Annotated in this window: 11 protein-coding genes; 6 read left to right on the top strand and 5 right to left on the bottom strand. The window is 33.4% G+C overall.

Translation table 11 applies throughout. The features are described from left to right. A partial coding sequence (locus J7K39_08665) for a penicillin-binding protein 2 (GenBank protein MCD6179963.1) occupies positions 1-1,592 on the top strand: 1,592 nt, incomplete at its 5' end. Beyond that, the gene (gene rodA / locus J7K39_08660) at positions 1,592-2,851 is read left to right on the top strand and encodes a rod shape-determining protein RodA (protein ID MCD6179962.1); all 1,260 of its coding nucleotides are present in this window, start codon (positions 1,592-1,594) and stop codon (positions 2,849-2,851) included. The genes J7K39_08665 and rodA, both read left to right, overlap by 1 nt. A gap of 84 nt (positions 2,852-2,935) precedes the next feature. Here the strand turns inward: rodA and J7K39_08655 are convergent, their stop codons facing one another. The 3 genes from J7K39_08655 to J7K39_08645 form a co-directional block, all read right to left on the bottom strand. Beyond that, entirely contained in the window at positions 2,936-4,630 is a 1,695-nt protein-coding gene (locus J7K39_08655; protein ID MCD6179961.1) for an acyl-CoA dehydrogenase, read from the bottom strand. Positions 4,631-4,794: 164 nt separating this feature from the next. After that, complete coding sequence (gene lgt, locus J7K39_08650; GenBank protein ID MCD6179960.1) at positions 4,795-5,592, bottom strand: prolipoprotein diacylglyceryl transferase; 798 nt, start codon at positions 5,590-5,592, stop codon at positions 4,795-4,797. A gap of 31 nt (positions 5,593-5,623) precedes the next feature. After that, a complete protein-coding gene (locus J7K39_08645; protein ID MCD6179959.1) occupies positions 5,624-6,388 on the bottom strand; it encodes a glycosyltransferase family 2 protein in 765 nt (254 codons plus the stop codon). 250 nt (positions 6,389-6,638) lie between these two features. Between J7K39_08645 and J7K39_08640 the strand changes: the two genes are divergently transcribed. Continuing rightward, positions 6,639-9,410: a hypothetical protein gene (locus J7K39_08640; protein MCD6179958.1), complete on the top strand. Its 2,772-nt coding sequence runs from the start codon at positions 6,639-6,641 to the stop codon at positions 9,408-9,410. On the opposite strand, the gene J7K39_08635 is transcribed toward J7K39_08640, so the two are convergent. After that, a complete protein-coding gene (locus J7K39_08635) occupies positions 9,407-9,850 on the bottom strand; it encodes a hypothetical protein (protein ID MCD6179957.1) in 444 nt (147 codons plus the stop codon). The genes J7K39_08640 and J7K39_08635 overlap by 4 nt on opposite strands. A gap of 206 nt (positions 9,851-10,056) precedes the next feature. Between J7K39_08635 and J7K39_08630 the strand changes: the two genes are divergently transcribed. Together J7K39_08630 and J7K39_08625 are read left to right on the top strand one after the other, a co-directional pair. Continuing rightward, complete coding sequence (locus J7K39_08630; GenBank protein ID MCD6179956.1) at positions 10,057-12,501, top strand: tetratricopeptide repeat protein; 2,445 nt, start codon at positions 10,057-10,059, stop codon at positions 12,499-12,501. 12 nt (positions 12,502-12,513) lie between these two features. Beyond that, positions 12,514-15,705, top strand: coding sequence for a SpoIIE family protein phosphatase (locus tag J7K39_08625; protein MCD6179955.1), 3,192 nt, complete (start codon positions 12,514-12,516; stop codon positions 15,703-15,705). Positions 15,706-15,748: 43 nt separating this feature from the next. Here J7K39_08625 and hutH read toward each other — a convergent pair whose 3' ends face one another. Beyond that, a complete protein-coding gene (gene hutH / locus J7K39_08620; GenBank protein ID MCD6179954.1) occupies positions 15,749-17,248 on the bottom strand; it encodes a histidine ammonia-lyase in 1,500 nt (499 codons plus the stop codon). Between the two features lie 324 nt (positions 17,249-17,572). On the opposite strand from hutH, the gene J7K39_08615 reads away from it, so the two are divergent. Further along, positions 17,573-19,314, top strand: a 1,742-nt coding sequence (locus tag J7K39_08615) for a hypothetical protein (protein MCD6179953.1), incomplete at its 3' end; no start/stop codon positions are given.

Here is a 19,314-nt window from a genome sequence, read left to right as displayed (position 1 = left end):
ATTTAATGATTATACCAAATCAGTTAAAATCTATAGATACTAACCAATTTTGTAATTTATTAAATATTTCAAAAAAAGATTTTTTAAAGTATTATACAAAAGCAAGAAAATATTCTCCATATAAAGCCTCTTTGTTTATGGGTCAATTGCCCAAAGAAGAATTTTCTTATCTGCAAGAAATTCTTTATGATTTCCCCGGCTTCTATGTTCAAAAACGTACTCTGCGTCGTTATCCTTTTTCTGTAGCTGCATTAAACTTAGGTGATGTTGGAGAAGTAAGCCGTAAAGATTTAAAACGCGACAGTTATTATAAATCAGGTGATTATATCGGAAAAAGCGGTTTGGAAAAATATTACGAAAGGGTATTGCGTGGCAGCAAAGGCTCAGAATATGTAATGGTTGATGTTTTTAATAGAGTAAAAGGAAGTTATAAAGATGGCCGTTTTGATACTCTAGCGGTACAAGGTGAAAACCTATATACGGGTTTGGATTTAGAACTTCAGGCATATGGCGAAACCCTTATGCAAAATAAAATTGGAAGTATTGTAGCTATTGAACCGTCGAGTGGCGAAATATTAAGTTTAGTATCAAGTCCTTCTTTTAATCCGGCTATGTTAGTCGGCCGTAAACGGGGCAAAAACTTTAATCTTTTAGTTAAAGACAGTTTAAAACCTCTTTATAATCGAGCCTTAATGGCCAGCTATCCTCCGGGTTCTACTTTTAAGTTAATAAATGCTTTGGTGGGATTAGAAGAGCATGCTATTACGGCTCAAACTAAATTTAGCTGCGAGGGACCGGAATCTACACCAATAAAATGTACACACTATCACGATACACCATTATCTTTAGTTTACGGTATTCAACAGTCGTGCAATCCATTTTTCTGGCAAGTTTTTAAGAGTATACTAAACAACCCTAAATATTCAAATACTCATAAAGCCTATGAAAAATGGTACGCTATTGTAAAAAGCTTTGGCTTAGGCGAAAAATTTAATACGGATTTAATGTACGAAAGCAGAGGAAATATACCTACAGCGGCATATTATGATAAGCTATATCGCGGTCGCTGGAATGCCCTAACAGTACGTTCTTTATCTATCGGACAAGGAGAAATATTAATTACGCCTATTCAGCTGGCGAATATGACAGCAGCTATTGCTAATCGTGGATTTTACTACTCTCCACACTTAGTGAGAGCCATTGATAAACCCGATAATTATACACTAACGGCAAAAATAAAGAATAATATTCCGGTTGATAAAAAACATTTTGAAAAGGTAATTGAGGGAATGGAACATGTTGCTGAAGTGGGAGGTACTGCTTGGCGAGCATCTCTCGACTCCATTATTGTATGTGGAAAAACGGGTACCGTTCAAAATCCACACGGAAAAGATCATAGTGTTTTTATTGCTTTTGCTCCAAAAGAAAATCCTAAAATAGCTATTGCTGTTGTAGTTGAAAATGCAGGTGATTATGGAGGAACTTGGGCTGCTCCAATAGCCAGCCTGATGATGGAAAAATATTTCTACGGTGAAATAAAGAGAAAAAAGAAAGAAAAAAGAATTTTAGATGCCGATTTGATTCCACGTTAATGAGACAGAGGAAAAGCATATATCATAATATTGATTGGTGGCTGGTAATTATGTATCTGCTACTGGTTTCTATGGGTCTTTTTAGTATCTATTCTGCCGTTTATAATCCGGAACACCCTTCTTTATTTGATCGATCTCAACGTTACGGAATGCAACTTGTATGGATAGCAACATCCGTCATCTTGGCTTTTATCATTATGATGATTGATATGAAATTTTTCACCTCCTTTTCCTATTTAATATATGGAGTGGCTATGTTATTATTGGTTGCTGTTTTGTTCTTCGGGAAAGAAATAGCAGGATCAAAATCGTGGATACATATTGGTGGATTCTCTCTTCAACCCGCAGAATTTGCTAAGGTTGCAACTAATTTGGCTTTAGCGCGTTACCTGAGTGGGCTGAATATCAATTTAAAAAAACCAAGAAATGTAATTATTGCAGCAACACTTTTAATTATCCCATTAGGCTTAATTTTACTTCAAAATGATACGGGTTCCGCCTTGGTGTATGTGGCTTTTATTTTAGTTTTATATCGTGAAGGTTTTAGTGGTAACTTTTTGATTTTAGGCTTTGTTATAGTTATTCTGTTTGTATTTACACTCATGGCAGGTAAATATTTAGTATTAGGTGTTATTACTGCTATTACTATAGTGCTATTTCTTATAACCCAAAAAGTAAGAAAAAACTTATTTACCCTTTTTAGCATATTCGCCATTATTGTAGCCTTTGTGTTTTCTGTTGATTATGCTTTTGAAAATATATTACAAGAACACCAAAAAACTCGTATAGAAGTTTTATTGGGTAAAAAAACCGATTTCCACGGAGCCGGATATAATGTTCATCAGTCGCTTATTGCTATTGGCTCGGGAGGGCTCAGTGGAAAAGGGTTTTTACAAGGTACACAAACAAAATACAAATTTGTTCCTGAACAAAGTACCGACTTTATTTTTTGTACCGTAGGCGAAGAATGGGGCTTTTTAGGTAGCAGTTTGGTTATAATTATGTTTATAATACTTTTCATCCGACTTCTATACGTTGCAGACAGGCAACGCTCGGCTTTTAGTAGGATTTATGGTTATGGAGTAGCCTCTATACTGTTTTTTCACCTTGCGGTGAATATTGGAATGACTATCGGATTATCTCCGGTTATAGGAATTCCGCTTCCGTTTTTTAGTTATGGAGGAAGTTCTCTTTGGGCTTTTACCATTTTACTTTTTATCTTTATAAAAATGGATTCTTACCGACTGGAATTGTTGTAGAAATATTTATGATATAAATATTCTAATTAATCCCCAACATTCATACTACCAGATTAAAGTAAAACCAAATAACTTAATATAATATTAAGGGTTCATTTCGTAAGCATCCACATTAGCATAAACATAATCTTTCCAAATGGTTTTTGCTCTTGCTGTATCAACATTTGGTTTTTGAATCATGCGCATACAATATTCCATTTGCTTCTCTGTGCTGCTTGGTTTATTGTACATCTCCAAAGCAAACTTACTAAAATCACGAACGATAAAATCAAAAATTTGGTCAACTAAAACTTCATCAATCTTCATAATTTTCGCGTTTTCCAAAATAAGTTGAGCGTAAGGAACCAAAGTAAACATTTCGCCAATGGTAAGCATTACATCAACATTCTTTGTTTGTTCCGGAGTTGCAGGAGCATTCATCAACGATTCTTTAAATAAATTCACTTGATTACGGAAGATTTTAATATTTGGTAAATCATATAAATCAAGTGCTTTATTATAATCGTGAAATTGTATTTTTCCTAAGCCGCGTGTTGGCCCTTGATTGAATAAAAACTCATCATCGGCAGCATCACTACGCTGTGGAATTTCAGGATAATCTTTTGGTACAAAGAGATAATTTTGTAAAAATTTAATTATAAGAGCAATATTTACATGTACAGTACCTTCCAATTTAGGTAAAGCACGAATATCTCTGGCGGCAATTTCAAAAAAAGTATCTTTCTCAAAACCTTTAGCCGCAATAACATCCCATAATAAGTTTACTACTTCTTCGCCTTGAGTAGTAACTTTCATTTTCATAATTGGATCGTAAAGCATATATCTACGATCTTCTAAAGAAGCCGAACGCATGTAATCAGCTGTACGTGAAGCATATAATTTCATTGCTACCAAACGAGTATAAGCATCAGTAAATAATCGCTTAACATGTGGAAAATCAGTAACAAACATTCCGTAAAGACTTCTTTTTGCAGCATGATTTATGGCTTCGTAAAAAGCATGAGTACTCATTCCTATTGAAGCCCAACCAAGATTATATTTTCCAACATTTACGGTATTTAATGCATTATCCCAAGCTACGGGTCCTTTAGCTAAAATGTCATCTTCCGAAACAGGATAGTCGTGTAATGCATATTCGCCAACATAATTTTGACTATTTACTGTATTCTTTACCAAATCGTATTTTGAACTTTGATAATTAGCTGCAAAAAATACATAATCACCATTATCAAGTTTACCAAAGGTAGAAACCATATCTGCTTTATTGGCATTCCCAATATAATACTTAGAACCATTAGCTAGATAACTACCGTCACTTTGTGGACTAAGACGCATTTCGGTAGAATATACGTCGGCACCATGGTCTCTCTCAGATAAGCCAAAAGCAAATATTGAACCTCCACGTAATAATTTTGCGGCTTTTTCTTTTGCTTTTTCATTGTCAGACATCCAAATAGGACCTAAACCTAAAATAGTAACCTGCCAAACATACCAGTAAGCTAATCCGTAAAACCCAATTATTTCGTTAAATTCCTGAATACGCCACATATCCCAACGGGCATTTTCCCCACCATATTTAGCCGGTGTGAGCAAATCGGCAAATATTTGCTCCTTAGCAAGGAAATCTATAAATTCTTGATACCAAGTACGTTCTTGATCATCCTTTTTTAAACTTGCTTTTCCTTTATTTTCAAAAAAAGCAACGGTTTTTGCCATTATTTCTTCGGAACGTTTATCCGGATAAAAACGTTTACGATTTTTGGGATTAAGTAATATCATAATTTTATTTTTTATTTGGAGCCCCAAATATAATAAATATCTCTAAATTATTATGCATGCATTGTATTTATCGACAAAATATTTTTTGCACACAAAAGGAGAACCGTTTAAAAAATAAGATAATGCTATTGGTATAGGTTAATTTGAGTTAGATGTAAGGTTTATTATTTTCGGTTTTTTCGGCTATAAATTATAAAATAGACTCCGAATAAGAAAAACGGTATACTCATCCATTGACCCATATTCAATGTCATATTCGACTCAAAAGCAACCTGATCTTCTTTTACAAACTCTATAAGAAAACGCATGCCCCAAATCCCTATCATAAAAATTCCTGTAATATAAGCAACTGGTGGTTTTCCTTGTTTTTTATAGAAATACCAAATAAGATAAGCAAAAATAAGAAGATATGATAAGCCTTCGTAAAGCTGAGTAGGATGATGAGGAAGCACCTCGGTACCCGGAGGAAAAGCGCGATAAAATTTAAATCCCCAAGGCACATCGGTAACATGACCAAATATTTCTGAATTCATCAAATTTCCAATACGAATTAAAAATGATGCAAGAGCAACGGCAATTACAACCCTATCGGTAAGCCAAAAAAAGCTGAGTTTTTCGCGATAAGCAAATATTCCTAAAGCTATAATAATACCAAGAGCACCGCCATGACTTGCTAATCCGCCCTCCCAGATATAAAGCATCTTTATTGGGTTGGCAAGGTAATAGCTTGGTTCATAAAAGAAAATATGTCCTAAACGAGCACCAAGCACGGTGGCAATCAGCATATAAGTTGCTAATTTATCCAACAAGGTTTCAGGCAATTTAGCCATCTTGAAAAACTTCCCTAATAGCATATATCCAAAAAAGAAAGATAGGGCAAATAGAAGTCCGTACCAACGAATCTCATGACCTCCAATAGTAAATATTTCCGGCGCAACGTTCCAATCTATAAATGTAAGCATAGAAATGTTTTTTTGCAAAAGTGGTAAAAAATCAGGAATTCTTTCGGGTTTTATTTAATTCTAACAGTTTTGCATATTTTTTATATGTTCCCCAAGCTGTTATTTTGCAAATGGTATAACCCTTTTTTCCATCTAAAAAGCCTAAATTTTTCACGTAATCGCGCATAAATTTTACAACAGCTTTAAAATATGTTTGAAAAACACTAGTTGTTTTACCATTTTCGAAAAGTTCTTGAGCAGCTAAATTGGCATATTTGTCAGCTCTCGCCCAATGCTCTTTTTCTTTATAATAGGAATAGTGAAGCATATCTCCTTTTAAAATTCCGGTTGTTTTATCAGGAAATAACATATATTTTTCGTGTACATACTTTCCTGTCCATTCTCCACTCCCTCGCTTGTAAAGTCTGAGTTTCCTGTCGGGATACCAACCACTGTGATTTATCCATCTTCCGCAATAATTGGTTTTACGAGCCACATAATAACCATCTTTTATCCAATTTTTCTTAAGTTCTACTATAGATTTATGAAGCTCTTCCGACAAAGACTCATCGGCATCAATAGCCAGTATATAATCATTTGCGGCTCTACTTTCAACATCTCGCCGCGCAGCTACGTATCCTTCAAACTGTTTTTGAATTACTGTAGCACCATAACTTTCGGCAATTTTTTTTGTCTTATCTGTAGAAAAAGAATCTAAAATTAAAATTTCGTCAGCTAGTGCTTTTACGGATAATAAACAACGCCTTATGTTGCGTTCTTCGTTTAGGCTAATAATGATAACGGATAATCTAATCATAATCTTTCAACTGATTTTTAGCCCTATATTGCATTAATTAAGAGTTTCAATTATTTGTTTTTGGGAGTTTAAAAAACAACTTTTTAAGTTAAACGAAGAAAGTACAAAGGTAGTACATTTTAATATATGACAATAGTCTTATAAAAATTTGTTTATTCCTATTTTTACTAATTTCGTGAATTATTGAAAATGATTTATGATTTTTAAAAACACTATAATATTTAGGAAATTTATCTTATACATTTTTGTTATGAGTTTGTTTCTCAATACGGCAAAAGGACAATTTTATGCAGGAGGACAAAGTCCCGGAAATATTAAGTGGAAACAAATCAACAGTAGAAATTTTCAGGTAATATTTCCCGAAGGCTTTGAAAACCAAGCAAATTACGTGACTAACGTATTGGAATACGCACAAGCATTAGACGGGAAAACATTACAGAATAAGCCACCTAAAATATCGGTATTATTACATAATAGATCGGTAGAAAGTAATGGAGAGGTTGGATGGGCACCACGTAGAATAGAAATGTTTACTCAATCTCCACAAGAATCTTATGCCCAAGAATGGTTCCAACAATTAGCTATTCATGAGTATCGCCATGTTGTACAAATAGACAAAATGCATCAGGGTATAACAAAAATCTTATACTCAATATTTGGAGAACAAATTACTGTAGGAGTTTACGGTTTATTTGTTCCTTGGTGGTTTATAGAAGGTGATGCTGTTGTTACGGAAACAGCCTTAAGTAAAACAGGTAGAGGTCGTCAGCCATTTTTCGAAATGGAATTACGAGCTCAACTTTTGCAAAAAGGTATTTATTCTTATGATAAAGCCGCTCACGGATCATTTAAAAATTTTACCACAACACATTATCATCTTGGATATTATTTGGTAGGATATGGTAGAGCAAAATACGGCATCGAATTATGGAATAATGCTTTGAATAATGTTGCTCGGAAACCGTTTTCAATTACTCCTTTTTCTAATGCAATTAAAAATACAACAGGTTTTAATAAAAAAGATTTTTATTATTCTGTTTTGTCTGATTTAGATTCCATTTGGACAAAACAAGACAGGAGTATTAAGAAAACAGATTTTCAATTCTTAACACATTCTACATCATATATTAATTATATAAATCCATTACCTATTTCTGATAATCAGATACTTGCTTATAAAAAAGCCTACGATGATATAGGGTACTTGGTGTTAATTAATGAAAACGGTGAAGAGAAAAAAATACAAAGACCGGCTTGGTATCTTTCGGAAACGCTGTCTTCAAAAAACGGATTAATTTGTTGGGCGGAATATGAATTTGATCCTCGATGGAGTTATCAATCATTTACTAAAATACTTACCTACTCTTTAAAGACAAAAGAAAAACATATTATAAGTTCTAAGCAACGCTATTTTGCCCCTGCATTAAATAATGATGCCACAAAAATTGTTGTTTCAGAATCAACTATTAACAGTCAAAACAGACTTGCTATTATTGAATTATCAGGCGGACAAAAAGAAAGGATTTATACAACACCAACTAACGATTTTTTCAGCTATCCCTCTTGGTCGGAAGACGGCAAAAAAATAATTGCAATAAGCCTAAATAAACAAGGAAAAAGCATAATTGAATTTGATGTTTTGTCGGGCGACTATAAGTATTTATTGCCTTTTGGCGATATAGATATTACAAAAGCTGTTTATTGGAATGATTATGTTTTATATCAAGGAGCATATTCGGGAATAAGCAATATCTACGCTTTACATTTACCAACAAAAAATATTTATCAAATTACATCTTCTGCATTTGGTGCCCACTCTCCGCAAATATGGAAACAACAGTTATTGTATTCGGAATACACTTCTGATGGAAATCAAATAGCAAAAACCGAACTCAAACCGGAAAGTTGGATTCCGATTACAGAAGTAAAAAATACCAATTATCCCTTAGCAGAAATTCTACACCAACAAGAAGACACTGTTTTCACAAGTGATAACATCCCTCAAGAAAAATATGAAATCAAAAAATACAGCAAATTAGGACATTTAATTAATCCGCATAGCTGGGGTCCTTTTACTATGTCGATGGATACTTATGGCTTTAGTCCCGGTATCTCGGTAAATTCACAAAACAAGCTTTCCACATTTTTTTTGAGTTTGGGATACAAATATGATTTAAACAATAGAGAAGGTACTTATTTTGCTGATGCAACATATTTAGGATGGTATACCGCTGTGAGTTTAAGCGGAGAATATGGCTATCGCGAAAGGAATGTTTATGATGCAGAAAGAGACAGCTCTTTTGTGTTAGGATATAACGAAACTAATTTCAAATATGGCATTTACATTCCTTTATTTTTTACTTCAGGCAATTGGTATCAGCGTATTCAGCCACGAATAAATTTTGAATACAAGCAGTTGGATGTATTAAATACAGGAATAGATTTTCAACAGAGTAATTATAAAGTACTGGATTATTCCCTTTCTTTTTCTAATTATCAACTATCGCCAAAACAATCGGTTTACCCAAAATGGGGACAGTCATTCTCTTTTTTATACCGACAAACTCCCTTTGACGAAAGTGGTGATTTATTTGCATTCAGCTCTCTGTTTTATTTTCCGGGAATTATTAAACATCAAGGGTTGCGCTTTTATTTTGCTTATCAAAAACGTTTTGGTGATGCTTATTTTTATAACGATCAAATTGCATTTGCGAGAGGTTATAACGGATTAAATTTTGAAAACGTATTCAGCTATAAGGTAGATTATAAATTACCATTAATTTATCCTGACTTTAATTTAAGCTCCTTATTGTACATAAAACGAATTACACTTGCTGTTTTTTATGATGAAGTAAAAAGTATAAGTGGCAATAAAGATGTTTACCGCTCAATAGGAAATGATTTACTTTTTGATGTTCATTTTTTACGTTCCTTTATTCCTTTCGAAATAGGTTTAAGATCGGTATATTTAATCGATGATAACTCGCCTTACTTTGGCTTTTTGGGAAGTATTAAAATTTAATTGAAAATACGTAATACGGTTCCGTCATAAGATGTATGATACTGTTTCAAAGGGTATTGCGAAGGTCCACTCACATTACTACCGTCAAGGATTAAATATACCGAGCCGCAACAAGGATCGGATATATATAATCTATTATCCTCAACAACTAAGCGAGAACAAACATTACCGGTACAGCATTCATCAGGATCGTGTGGACAAGTACGCTCAAAGGCTACAAAATCAGCAGCTCCAACACGATATACAATTATTCCTCGACTGGGATAATTCGCTGTTAAATAAATAAATCCGCCAACAGCATTCAAATCTAAATATTGAGTGGAGTTAGGAAAAATCTGAATATTTACTTCTACATAAGGCAGTGGGGTGTATGCATCTTTCTGACAATCAACAAGAAATAAACTTAAAACTAAGAAAGCCAACAGTATTTTTATTTTCATTTTTCCAATATTTCCGTAGTAAAATAACAAAAAACATAAGAGTATAACGAATATTTTGACTTATGTTGTATATTATTTCGTAAGATACAAAAACCTTGTATCAAAAGTAAGATATAAAAATCATTCTAAATACTTGGTATTGCACACTTTTTTCTTTAACTTTGTTAGCTAAATTGTATGGAATTATCCCCTAAAAATAAAATGCCATGAAACTAAAAACGATTCTTTTAATTATTAGCTTGTTTATAAGCACAATCGCTATACAAGCTCAAGAAAAAGCCAAAGATCATTATAAAGCAGGCTCAAAGAACTTTAAAAAAGGCTTGTTCGTCCCATCTATAGAGGGTTTTACCAAAGCTATAGAGTTAGATAAAAACTATATTAAAGCATATTTTTATCGTGCTCAAGCATATAGTAAAACCAATCAGCCGGAAAAAGCCATTGAAGATTATGATGCAGTAAATAAACTTGATCGAGAAAATGTTGATGCTTGGTTAAGTAACGGTAATTTAAATTTCGACTTAAAAAATTACGAAAAAGCTGCTGAAAAGTATGCCCAATATCTAAATTTTGAAAAGAAAGATTTGCTCATATATTCAAAACAAATAAAAGCCCTCTATTCAATTAAGGAGTGGAAAAAAGCTTTACATTATGCTAAACTTTCACTCGATGTAGACGATCTTCCTGAAACTTACTATAAAATAGGTGATTTAGAATTTATTCTAAAAAACTATAAGGCTGCAGAAGCTTCCTTTCGCTCAACTATAGAGAAAAATCCAAACCATATAGCCGCTCATAATTATTTGGCAAAAGCACTATATGAACAGGAAAGATACGACGAAGCCATTCAAGAAGCCAACAGGACTATGGCTTTGTCGAAAAATCATAAACAAGCATTTCTAACACGTGTCTATTCTTATCAAAAGAAATTAGACCTTTCTCAGGCTATTAATGATTTGTCTAAAGTAATTTTTCTTTATAAAACCGATGATGATATTTTAGATTTAATTAATTATCGTGCCGATATGTATGTAGATTTCAGTCAGCATATGAACGCTATTGCTGATTATTCTAACGTGATAAATCAAGACCCTGAAAATGTTTACGCTTTGTATAAAAGAGCTAAAGCTTATGATGTAATAGCAAGAAAAGACGCAGCTATTTTAGATTACTCGAAAATTATAAGTCTTGCTAATGTTAAAGAGATAAATCCTGAATTTTTAAATGATTCTAAATCCAGATTATTTGAATTAAAAAGAGAAAATAACAAACCGGTAATTGCCATAGTCAACGATAATTTTAAAAACGATGAAATTCGTGTTACTTTTGATCAGAAAGAAGCGGATATAAAAATTGTTGTTCAAGAAGAAAGTGACATTGAAGATATAAGTATCAATGGCGGAGAGATTATCGATCAATATACTCCCGATGGTAAATACGTTGTCCCACTGAACAATAATGGGAATTATGAGTATTTTGCTAAATTAGATTTAACTAATCGTAATGAGTTTAGTGTTACTGCCGAAGATGCCTATGGCAATGTTGCAACAACTAAATACAGTATTAAACGCGTTGAAAATACACCTCCAGATATATCTTTTGTTTTTCCTTTTACTGATGAAAATAATCAGGTTTTATTAGAGAACGATTTACCGGTCGTATTGTTTGAAGGTGATGTAAAAGACGAAAGTTTAATTAAGTCGATTACTTTTAATGGAGCAATTATTCCATTTAACAGAAACGAAAAGAATCCCGGTTTTTCAACATCAATAGATATTAGCGGTCAGTCTAAAATTACTGTTAAAGTTACCGATATTTACGATAATACTTTAACACGCGAATATTATCTGAATCGTGAAAGCGCATTGCTTTCTGAAAACAATCCTATGGGAAAGACTTGGGTAGTATTTATAGAAAACTCAAGCTACGAATCTTTTGCTTCTTTGGAAGGTCCCGTAAAAGATATTCGATTAATGAAATCTGCCCTTTCCAATTATCAAGTGCATAATATTATTCATAAAGAAAATATGACCAAGGCTCAAATGGATAAATTTTTCTCTATTGAATTACGTGATTTAGTAAAACGTAATCATGTTAATTCCTTAGTTATTTGGTATGCCGGTCATGGTAAATTTTTAAATGATGTTGGTTATTGGATTCCTGTAGATGCAGATCGTAACGATGAATTCAGCTATTTCAATATCAATAATTTAAAAGCCAGCATGCAGGTGTATGCTAAAGATATTACTCATACACTTGTAATTACAGACGCTTGTGAGTCCGGACCATCTTTTTATCAAGCTATGCGAGCAGATATAGAAATCAGAAGTTGTGCCGATGAGTCAGCAACAAAATACAAATCCTCTCAAGTATTTTCTTCTGCAGGATATGAGTTAGCTTCGGATAATTCGCAATTTACCAAAACATTTGCCAACACATTAATAAACGATTCTGAACAATGTGTTCCCATTGAAGCTGTTGTATTAAAAGTGACGGATGCCGTGGTAAATGAAAGTCAACAAAAACCACAGTTTGGAAAAATTGCAGGCTTTGCTGATGAAAACGGTACTTTTTTCTTTATTAAAAAACAAGCCGAAATTATACCTGCGCCTGCGGCAACCGTGGAAGAAACTAAAATAGAAGAAAAATAAAACTCATTCAAGATGAATAGTCGTTTTAGAAACCGGCTTTGGAATAATTATCTAAAGCTGGTTTTTTTAGTTGTAGCTAGTCTGCCCTTAACTCTTAATGCTCAAACATACTATTTTGAAAATTATAGTGTTCAGCAAGGGCTTCCCAATTCAAAGGTTTACAGTATTTTACAAGATAGTGGCGGTTTTGTATGGATTGCAACACCTAGTGGATTAAGCAAATTCGACGGCACTGATTTTACATCTATCGGAAAAGATTATGGTTTGCCCGAGACAAGTGTTAGAGCATTATTTATAGATTCCAATGATAACTTATGGATTGGATTTGAAAGCGGAAATGTTTATGTAAAACAAGATAATGACTTTACCCAAATAATTAATGACTCTATTAATCCAAAAGGGGAAATAACCGATTTTATTGAAAATGCCGAAAAAAGTATTATTGTATCTACAGTTGGTGCCGGAGCATTTTATATTACAAACCCTCTGAAACCGGAACAAAAAATTCAACGGTTTACAGGTAAAGAAGGTCTTAGCGATGAAATATACAAAACAATATGTTTAAACAATGGGGATATATTTTTCGCTACTAATGTAGATTTAAAATATCAAACTGCCGATAGCATTAATTTTCAATTTTTTAGACCTAAAAATTTCCCTTCATTTTTTTTAACAGCATCGATTTTACAAGATCGCCAAGGGAATTTATGGATAGGAAAATACAATGGTGGTCTATACAAATATGATTTTAAAAAAGATGAGTTTACGTTTTTTGACTATCGTGACGGCTTAGCAAAAAATTTTGTAAGTACTTTATTTCAAGATTCAAAAGGTAATATTTGGGCAGGTACTTGGGGAGGAGGAATAAGTGTACTCGATGGAGAAAAAATTACACATAATTACACTCTTTCCAACGGACTCCAAGGCTTGAACATCAGAAAAATAATAGAAGATGCTGAAGGAAATATTTTAATTGCCACACACGAAAATGGTTTTAGTATTTTTAAAGGAGCACAGTTTCTCTCTTATACAGAAGATAACGGATTACCCAATAATCAGGTTTGGGCACTTGAAAAAGGTAAAGACAATCAGCTTTGGTTAGGAACTAATTTAGGGATTGCTTTAGTTAATGTTTTAGATAAGAAAAATATCAAAGTTGATAAAATATATAATAAAAAGAATAGCAACATACTAGAAGATAAAATCAGAAATATTACAAGTGATGCACAAGGAAATCTTTGGATAGGATTTGCTACTACCGGTATTCAAAAATTTGACATAAAAAAAGAAGCTTTTATTTTCGATCCCTTTTTAAATTCTAATTTACCTCGTCAAGCTAAACTTATTTCGGGAATGGTTGTTACAAAAAACAATAATCTCTACATAGGAACGGTTGATGGATTAATTAATTACGAAATTGATTCTCGAAAAACTTGGCGTTTATCTCAGACTAATAATTTGGGAGGAAATGATATCTCGTCTTTATTCTTAGACTCAAAAGAAAAGTTGTGGGTAGGGATTCGTGGTAGAGGAATATCTTTTATTGAAAATAATATTATTGGACATTATGTTAAAACAAATGGGATAACTCCTATATGTTATGGAGAATCTCCAAGCGGAGAAATTTGGGTAGGAAGTTATAATGGCGTTTATAAATTTGAGACAGATACTTTAATAAAAGTACTGGATAAAAGTAGCGGATTACTTTCCGACTATGTTACTCTTTTGCGTTTTGATGATAATAACAATCTTTATATTGGAAGTAGCAACGGACTAAACAAATACAATCTTAAAACAGGCTTAATAAGCCACTATACCGAAAGACTAGGCTTTACCGGAATAGAAACAAAAATAGGAGCAGTATTGGAGATGCTTGATCATCAAGTTCTGTTTGGAGCTACCGATGGACTAATGATTTTTAATGAAGATGAAAGCATCACCTTTGATAAGGAACCATTTATTCATATCACCAACCTTAAAGTAAATTTGAAAGACCATCAGATTGTTCAGGATGAAGTATTTCCTTATAATCAGAATTCTTTCTTATTTAACTATCATGCCATTTCATTAAGTGACGAAAGTGCTATAGAATATCAAGTTAAGCTTGAAGGTTTGGATGCCGATTGGCGCCCTATTACAAAACAAGAAAATATTTCTTTTTCTAACTTATCAGCAAAAAACTATACATTTAAAGTTAGAGCAAAAAACAATAATAACATTTGGACTGAACAAGCTGCAACTTATTCTTTCAGAGTAAAACCTCCATTTTGGTTAACTTGGTGGTTTATCAGTTTAGTAACATTTATTATAGTTGTATCTACTATAAGTTTTGTTCGCTATCGTATTTATAAACTGCAAAAAGAAAAGGAAATATTAGAGAATAAAGTTGCCGAACGTACTGTAGAAATTTCGCAAAAAAACGAACTTCTCGCTGAGAAAAACAAACATATTACCGACAGTATTAATTATGCGCGCCGTATTCAACACGCAACTATGCGTCCCGAAACAGAGTTGTATAAGATTTTTCCTGAATGTTTTATTCTGTATATGCCAAAAGATATTGTTAGTGGCGATTTTTATTGGTATTCTAAAAAAGGTAAGCATTTAATTATTGCTGCTGCCGATTGTACCGGACATGGTGTTCCCGGAGCATTTATGAGCATGTTAGGAATTGCTTTCTTGAATGAGATTACCGGACAAATGAAAAAATATTTAGCCGGAACCATACTCGAACGTCTTCGCGAAAATGTAATTAAATCGCTACATCAATCGGATGATAAGGATACGCAGAAAGATGGTATGGATATAGCCTTGATAGTATTAGATACAGAAACAAATGTAATACAATTCTCCGGTGCTTATAATCCTCTTTATATTTTCCGAAATAACGAACTGATTGAGCAAAAAGGTAATCGTATGCCTATTGGTATTCATGCTCGCGATAAGGAAAAATTTACCAATCATGAAATCCAATTACAGCAAGGCGATAAGATTTTTATTTTTACAGACGGCTATCCCGATCAGTTTGGCGGTCCAAAAGGAAAGAAACTCAATTATAAAAAGTTTAAAGCCTTATTGTCCGACAATTGCCTGATAGAAAACCAAGAAGAAAAACGCAAACATCTACATGCTGCTTTACTTGATTGGCGCGGAGAACATGAACAATTGGATGATGTTTTGGTGATAGGTATTTCTATCGATTAGCTTAAACTAAAAGACAAAAAGTCTTAGCACGAAATTTATTTCGCTAATCTTCGTCTTCTACATCCAAACTTTCAAGAAAAGCAATGCTTTTTTGTATTTCGTTATGCATAAGCTTATCCTTTTTTACAAAAGATACCGTTCGCCTAAATGCAGCCACAAAATCTTCAATAACTACTGAGGATTTTAAAGGACGTCGAAAGTCAAGCGCTTGTGCACCATTAAATAACTCAATGGCAATTATCCGTTTTATATTCTCCATCACCCTATACGCTTTGGTTGCGGCATTAGCACCCATACTAACGTGGTCTTCTTGTCCTTGCGACGAGATAATGCTATCTGTAGAAGCAGGAACAGAGAGTTGCTTATTCTGACTAACAATTGAAGCTGCTGTATATTGAGGAATCATAAATCCACTGTTTAAGCCGGGTTCTTTAACCAGAAACGAAGGAAGACCTCTTTTGCCTGAAATCAAACGAAAAACTCTACGTTCCGAAATATTCCCTAATTCGGCAAGAGCGATACTTAAAACATCTAAAGCTATTGCTAAAGGCTGTCCATGGAAATTTCCTCCTGAGATTATTAAATCATCATCAGGAAAAATATTAGGGTTATCGGTAGCAGAGTTTATTTCTGTTTCAAATACCTTTTGAACGTAGTCTAAAGCATCTTTTGTAGCACCATGAACTTGCGGAATACATCTGAAAGAATAAGGATCTTGAACGTGGGTTTTAGGCTGATTAATTATCTCACTTCCCTCAAGAATTTCTCTGATATTTTTGGCAGTGTCTATCTGCCCTTTATGTGGCCTGATTTCCTGAACTTTTGGATGAAAAGCCTCAATACGGCCATCATAAGCATCTATGGAAATAGCTCCGATAAAATCGGCTAAAAAACTATATTTTTTTGCTTCAATTAAAAGATAAACTCCATAAGCCGCCATAAACTGAGTTCCGTTTAATAAAGCTAAACCTTCTTTAGATTGTAATGTAATAGGCTTCCATCCGAATTTTTTATTTATTTCTTCGGCATCCTTAAGTTCACCTTCAAAATAAACTTTTCCCATACCTATTAAAGGTAAAGATAAATGAGCAAGTGGAGCCAAATCGCCACTGGCACCAAGACTGCCTAATTGGAATATTTGAGGCAAAACATCATTATTGTAATAATCTATTAAACGCTCAACAGTTGATAATTGTGCTCCCGAATTACCGTAAGATAAAGATTGAATTTTTAAAAAAATCATTAGCTTAACCACATCTAAAGGTACTTCTTCACCTGTTCCGCAGGCATGCGACATAACAAGATTTTTCTGTAAAGTGCTTAAATCCTTTTTAGAAATAGATCTGTCATATAAAGAGCCAAAACCGGTATTAATACCATAAATGGGCTCATCGCTTTTAGATATTTTATCATCAAGATAATTACGACAAATAACAATCTTTTCTTTTGCTTCCTTTGAAAGTGCTAACTGATAATTCTCATGAAGAATGGTTTTAAGAGTGGCAATATCTAATTTTCTATTGGAAATATAATGAATGTTCATATGGTGTTTGTTTTTATACAAAAATACAAATTGAAAGTTAATTCTCGCGAAAAATTTAAAATCATTATTATCCGGCAAATAATTTTAACTTTAATAAACCTCCATAACTTATTTGTTGCTGATTAAAGAAATATTTCGGAGCTTTTTTTGTTTAATATATTCCAAAACCTTTCTTCTAAAATTCTTTTTATCTACAATAATAATTCTTAATACCAACTTATTAACAAAATATTTTGATTTTCAATATTTTGTATTAAATTGCACATACGAAAAATTACTAAACGTCAAATTAAAATATTTTTTAACATATAAAATTTACTTTCTATGAAAAAAACTTTACTTTTTTTTAGGTTAATTGCTATTGGCCTAATAATGCTTTTTAGCTCGGGATGGGCTGTGGGGCAGGTTATTATAAGTCAATATATTGAAACTAGTTCAGGTACAACACCAAAAGGAATTGAGGTTTGGAATGTTTCGGGTCATACAATTGACTTTAGTAAAACAAACCTTTCTGTTTATAAAGGCACGAATGGTGGTGATCCATCTGAGGATTTCACACTTAGTTCAGGCACTTTTGCAGCGGGTGATGTTATTGTAATTGGTACTGATGCAGATGTTTCGGGTACTGGTACTGGTTTTAAGGACTTTGTTGAAGGAAACGGAAGCACATTTTATTCTAAATCCTTCACTTTTAATGGTGACGATGCTCTGGTTCTTTATTTAGATGGTGTTATTACTGATGTTTTTGGTACACCTAATTCCGATCCAGGTTCAGCATGGACTGGAAATGGAGTTCAAACAAATAATCAAAATATATCATTAATATCTGGAATTGGAACAGGAGATACGGATGGATGGACAGATCCAAGTGAGCGTTTTATTGTTACTACTTCAGATAATAGTCTTGATGATTTTGGTGTTGCGCCAACAATGACGACTCTGACTTGGAACGGAAATGGAACTGACTGGAATACGGATATTAATTGGACTCCAAATACAATTCCAACACCTGTTCATAATGTTTCCATTCCGACAGTTGGGCCAGGATTATATCCCATAATTTCTAATACAACTTCGGCAAGTTGTAATGACCTCACATTAACAGACGATGGTACGTTAACAATTGCATCATTAACCGACAATAGTGGCTCATTAATAATTGGTGGTAATTATTCTGGTTCTGCAACTGCGGTAACTTATAATCGTTATATGACTGGTGATAATACATTAAATAAATGGCATCTATTGGGCTCCCCATTTACTGGACAAGGTATAGGTACATTTTTATCAAATAATCCTACTGTTACTGGAATGAAAGCTTATAATGAAGGCGAAGATAATTGGGAGAATGATTATACATCAGCTACAACCACACAATTTTCTTTAGGACAAGGCTATGCGATTAAACTTAGTGCTAGTGGAAGTGTTTTATTAACAGGAACTCCTAATACTAGTACTGTTGATATTACGTTAACTTATGGTGCAAATGGAAATGGCTGGAATTTATTGAGTAATCCATTTACAAGTGCTATTGCAGCTAATACAACTGCAGATGCAAGCAATAACTTATTAACGATAAATGAATCCGTTTTAGATCCAAGTTATACCGCCTTATATGTTTGGGACGAAACATCTACAAGTTATTTGATTTTGAATCACACAGGCGGAAGTCCGGCGGTAACGTTAAGTCAAGACTATTTGCAAGCAGGACAAGGATTTTTTGTCAGAGCTGCTAGTGATGGAGCAACTTTTTCAATGACTACCACAATGCAAAAACATCAAACGGCAGTTGCTTTTAAATCAGCCGAAGAAAGTACTTGGGCAAGTATTATGCTAAATGCAGAAACAAGCAATGCAGAAACAAATACAAGTATTTTATATCGTAGCGATATGAATAAAGGTCTTGATATTGGTTATGATGCCGGTTTATTTGGTAGTAATCCAGATTTTGCTCTTTATTCTCGTTTAGTAGAAGATTATGAAGGCATTAATTTTATGCTTCAGGCATTACCAGAAGAGTATGAAACACTAATTGTTCCTATTGGATTAGATGCCAAAGCAGGCGA

The sequence above is a fragment of the Bacteroidales bacterium genome (genome assembly GCA_021157585.1).
Taxonomy (GTDB): domain Bacteria; phylum Bacteroidota; class Bacteroidia; order Bacteroidales; family UBA12170; genus UBA12170.
The sequence above is the reverse complement of the archived record's forward strand: the minus strand, read 5'-3'. Positions and strand labels throughout refer to the sequence as shown.

What these genes read in the sequence shown, in the direction of transcription:
- rodA (MCD6179962.1), top strand. Translation starts at nt 1,592, where the DNA reads ATGAGACAGAGGAAAAGCATATATCATAATATTGATTGGTGGCTGGTA.
- J7K39_08655 (MCD6179961.1), bottom strand. Translation starts at nt 4,630, where the DNA reads ATGATATTACTTAATCCCAAAAATCGTAAACGTTTTTATCCGGATAAA.
- lgt (MCD6179960.1), bottom strand. Translation starts at nt 5,592, where the DNA reads ATGCTTACATTTATAGATTGGAACGTTGCGCCGGAAATATTTACTATT.
- J7K39_08645 (MCD6179959.1), bottom strand. Translation starts at nt 6,388, where the DNA reads ATGATTAGATTATCCGTTATCATTATTAGCCTAAACGAAGAACGCAAC.
- J7K39_08640 (MCD6179958.1), top strand. Translation starts at nt 6,639, where the DNA reads ATGAGTTTGTTTCTCAATACGGCAAAAGGACAATTTTATGCAGGAGGA.
- J7K39_08635 (MCD6179957.1), bottom strand. Translation starts at nt 9,850, where the DNA reads ATGAAAATAAAAATACTGTTGGCTTTCTTAGTTTTAAGTTTATTTCTT.
- J7K39_08630 (MCD6179956.1), top strand. Translation starts at nt 10,057, where the DNA reads ATGAAACTAAAAACGATTCTTTTAATTATTAGCTTGTTTATAAGCACA.
- J7K39_08625 (MCD6179955.1), top strand. Translation starts at nt 12,514, where the DNA reads ATGAATAGTCGTTTTAGAAACCGGCTTTGGAATAATTATCTAAAGCTG.
- hutH (MCD6179954.1), bottom strand. Translation starts at nt 17,248, where the DNA reads ATGAACATTCATTATATTTCCAATAGAAAATTAGATATTGCCACTCTT.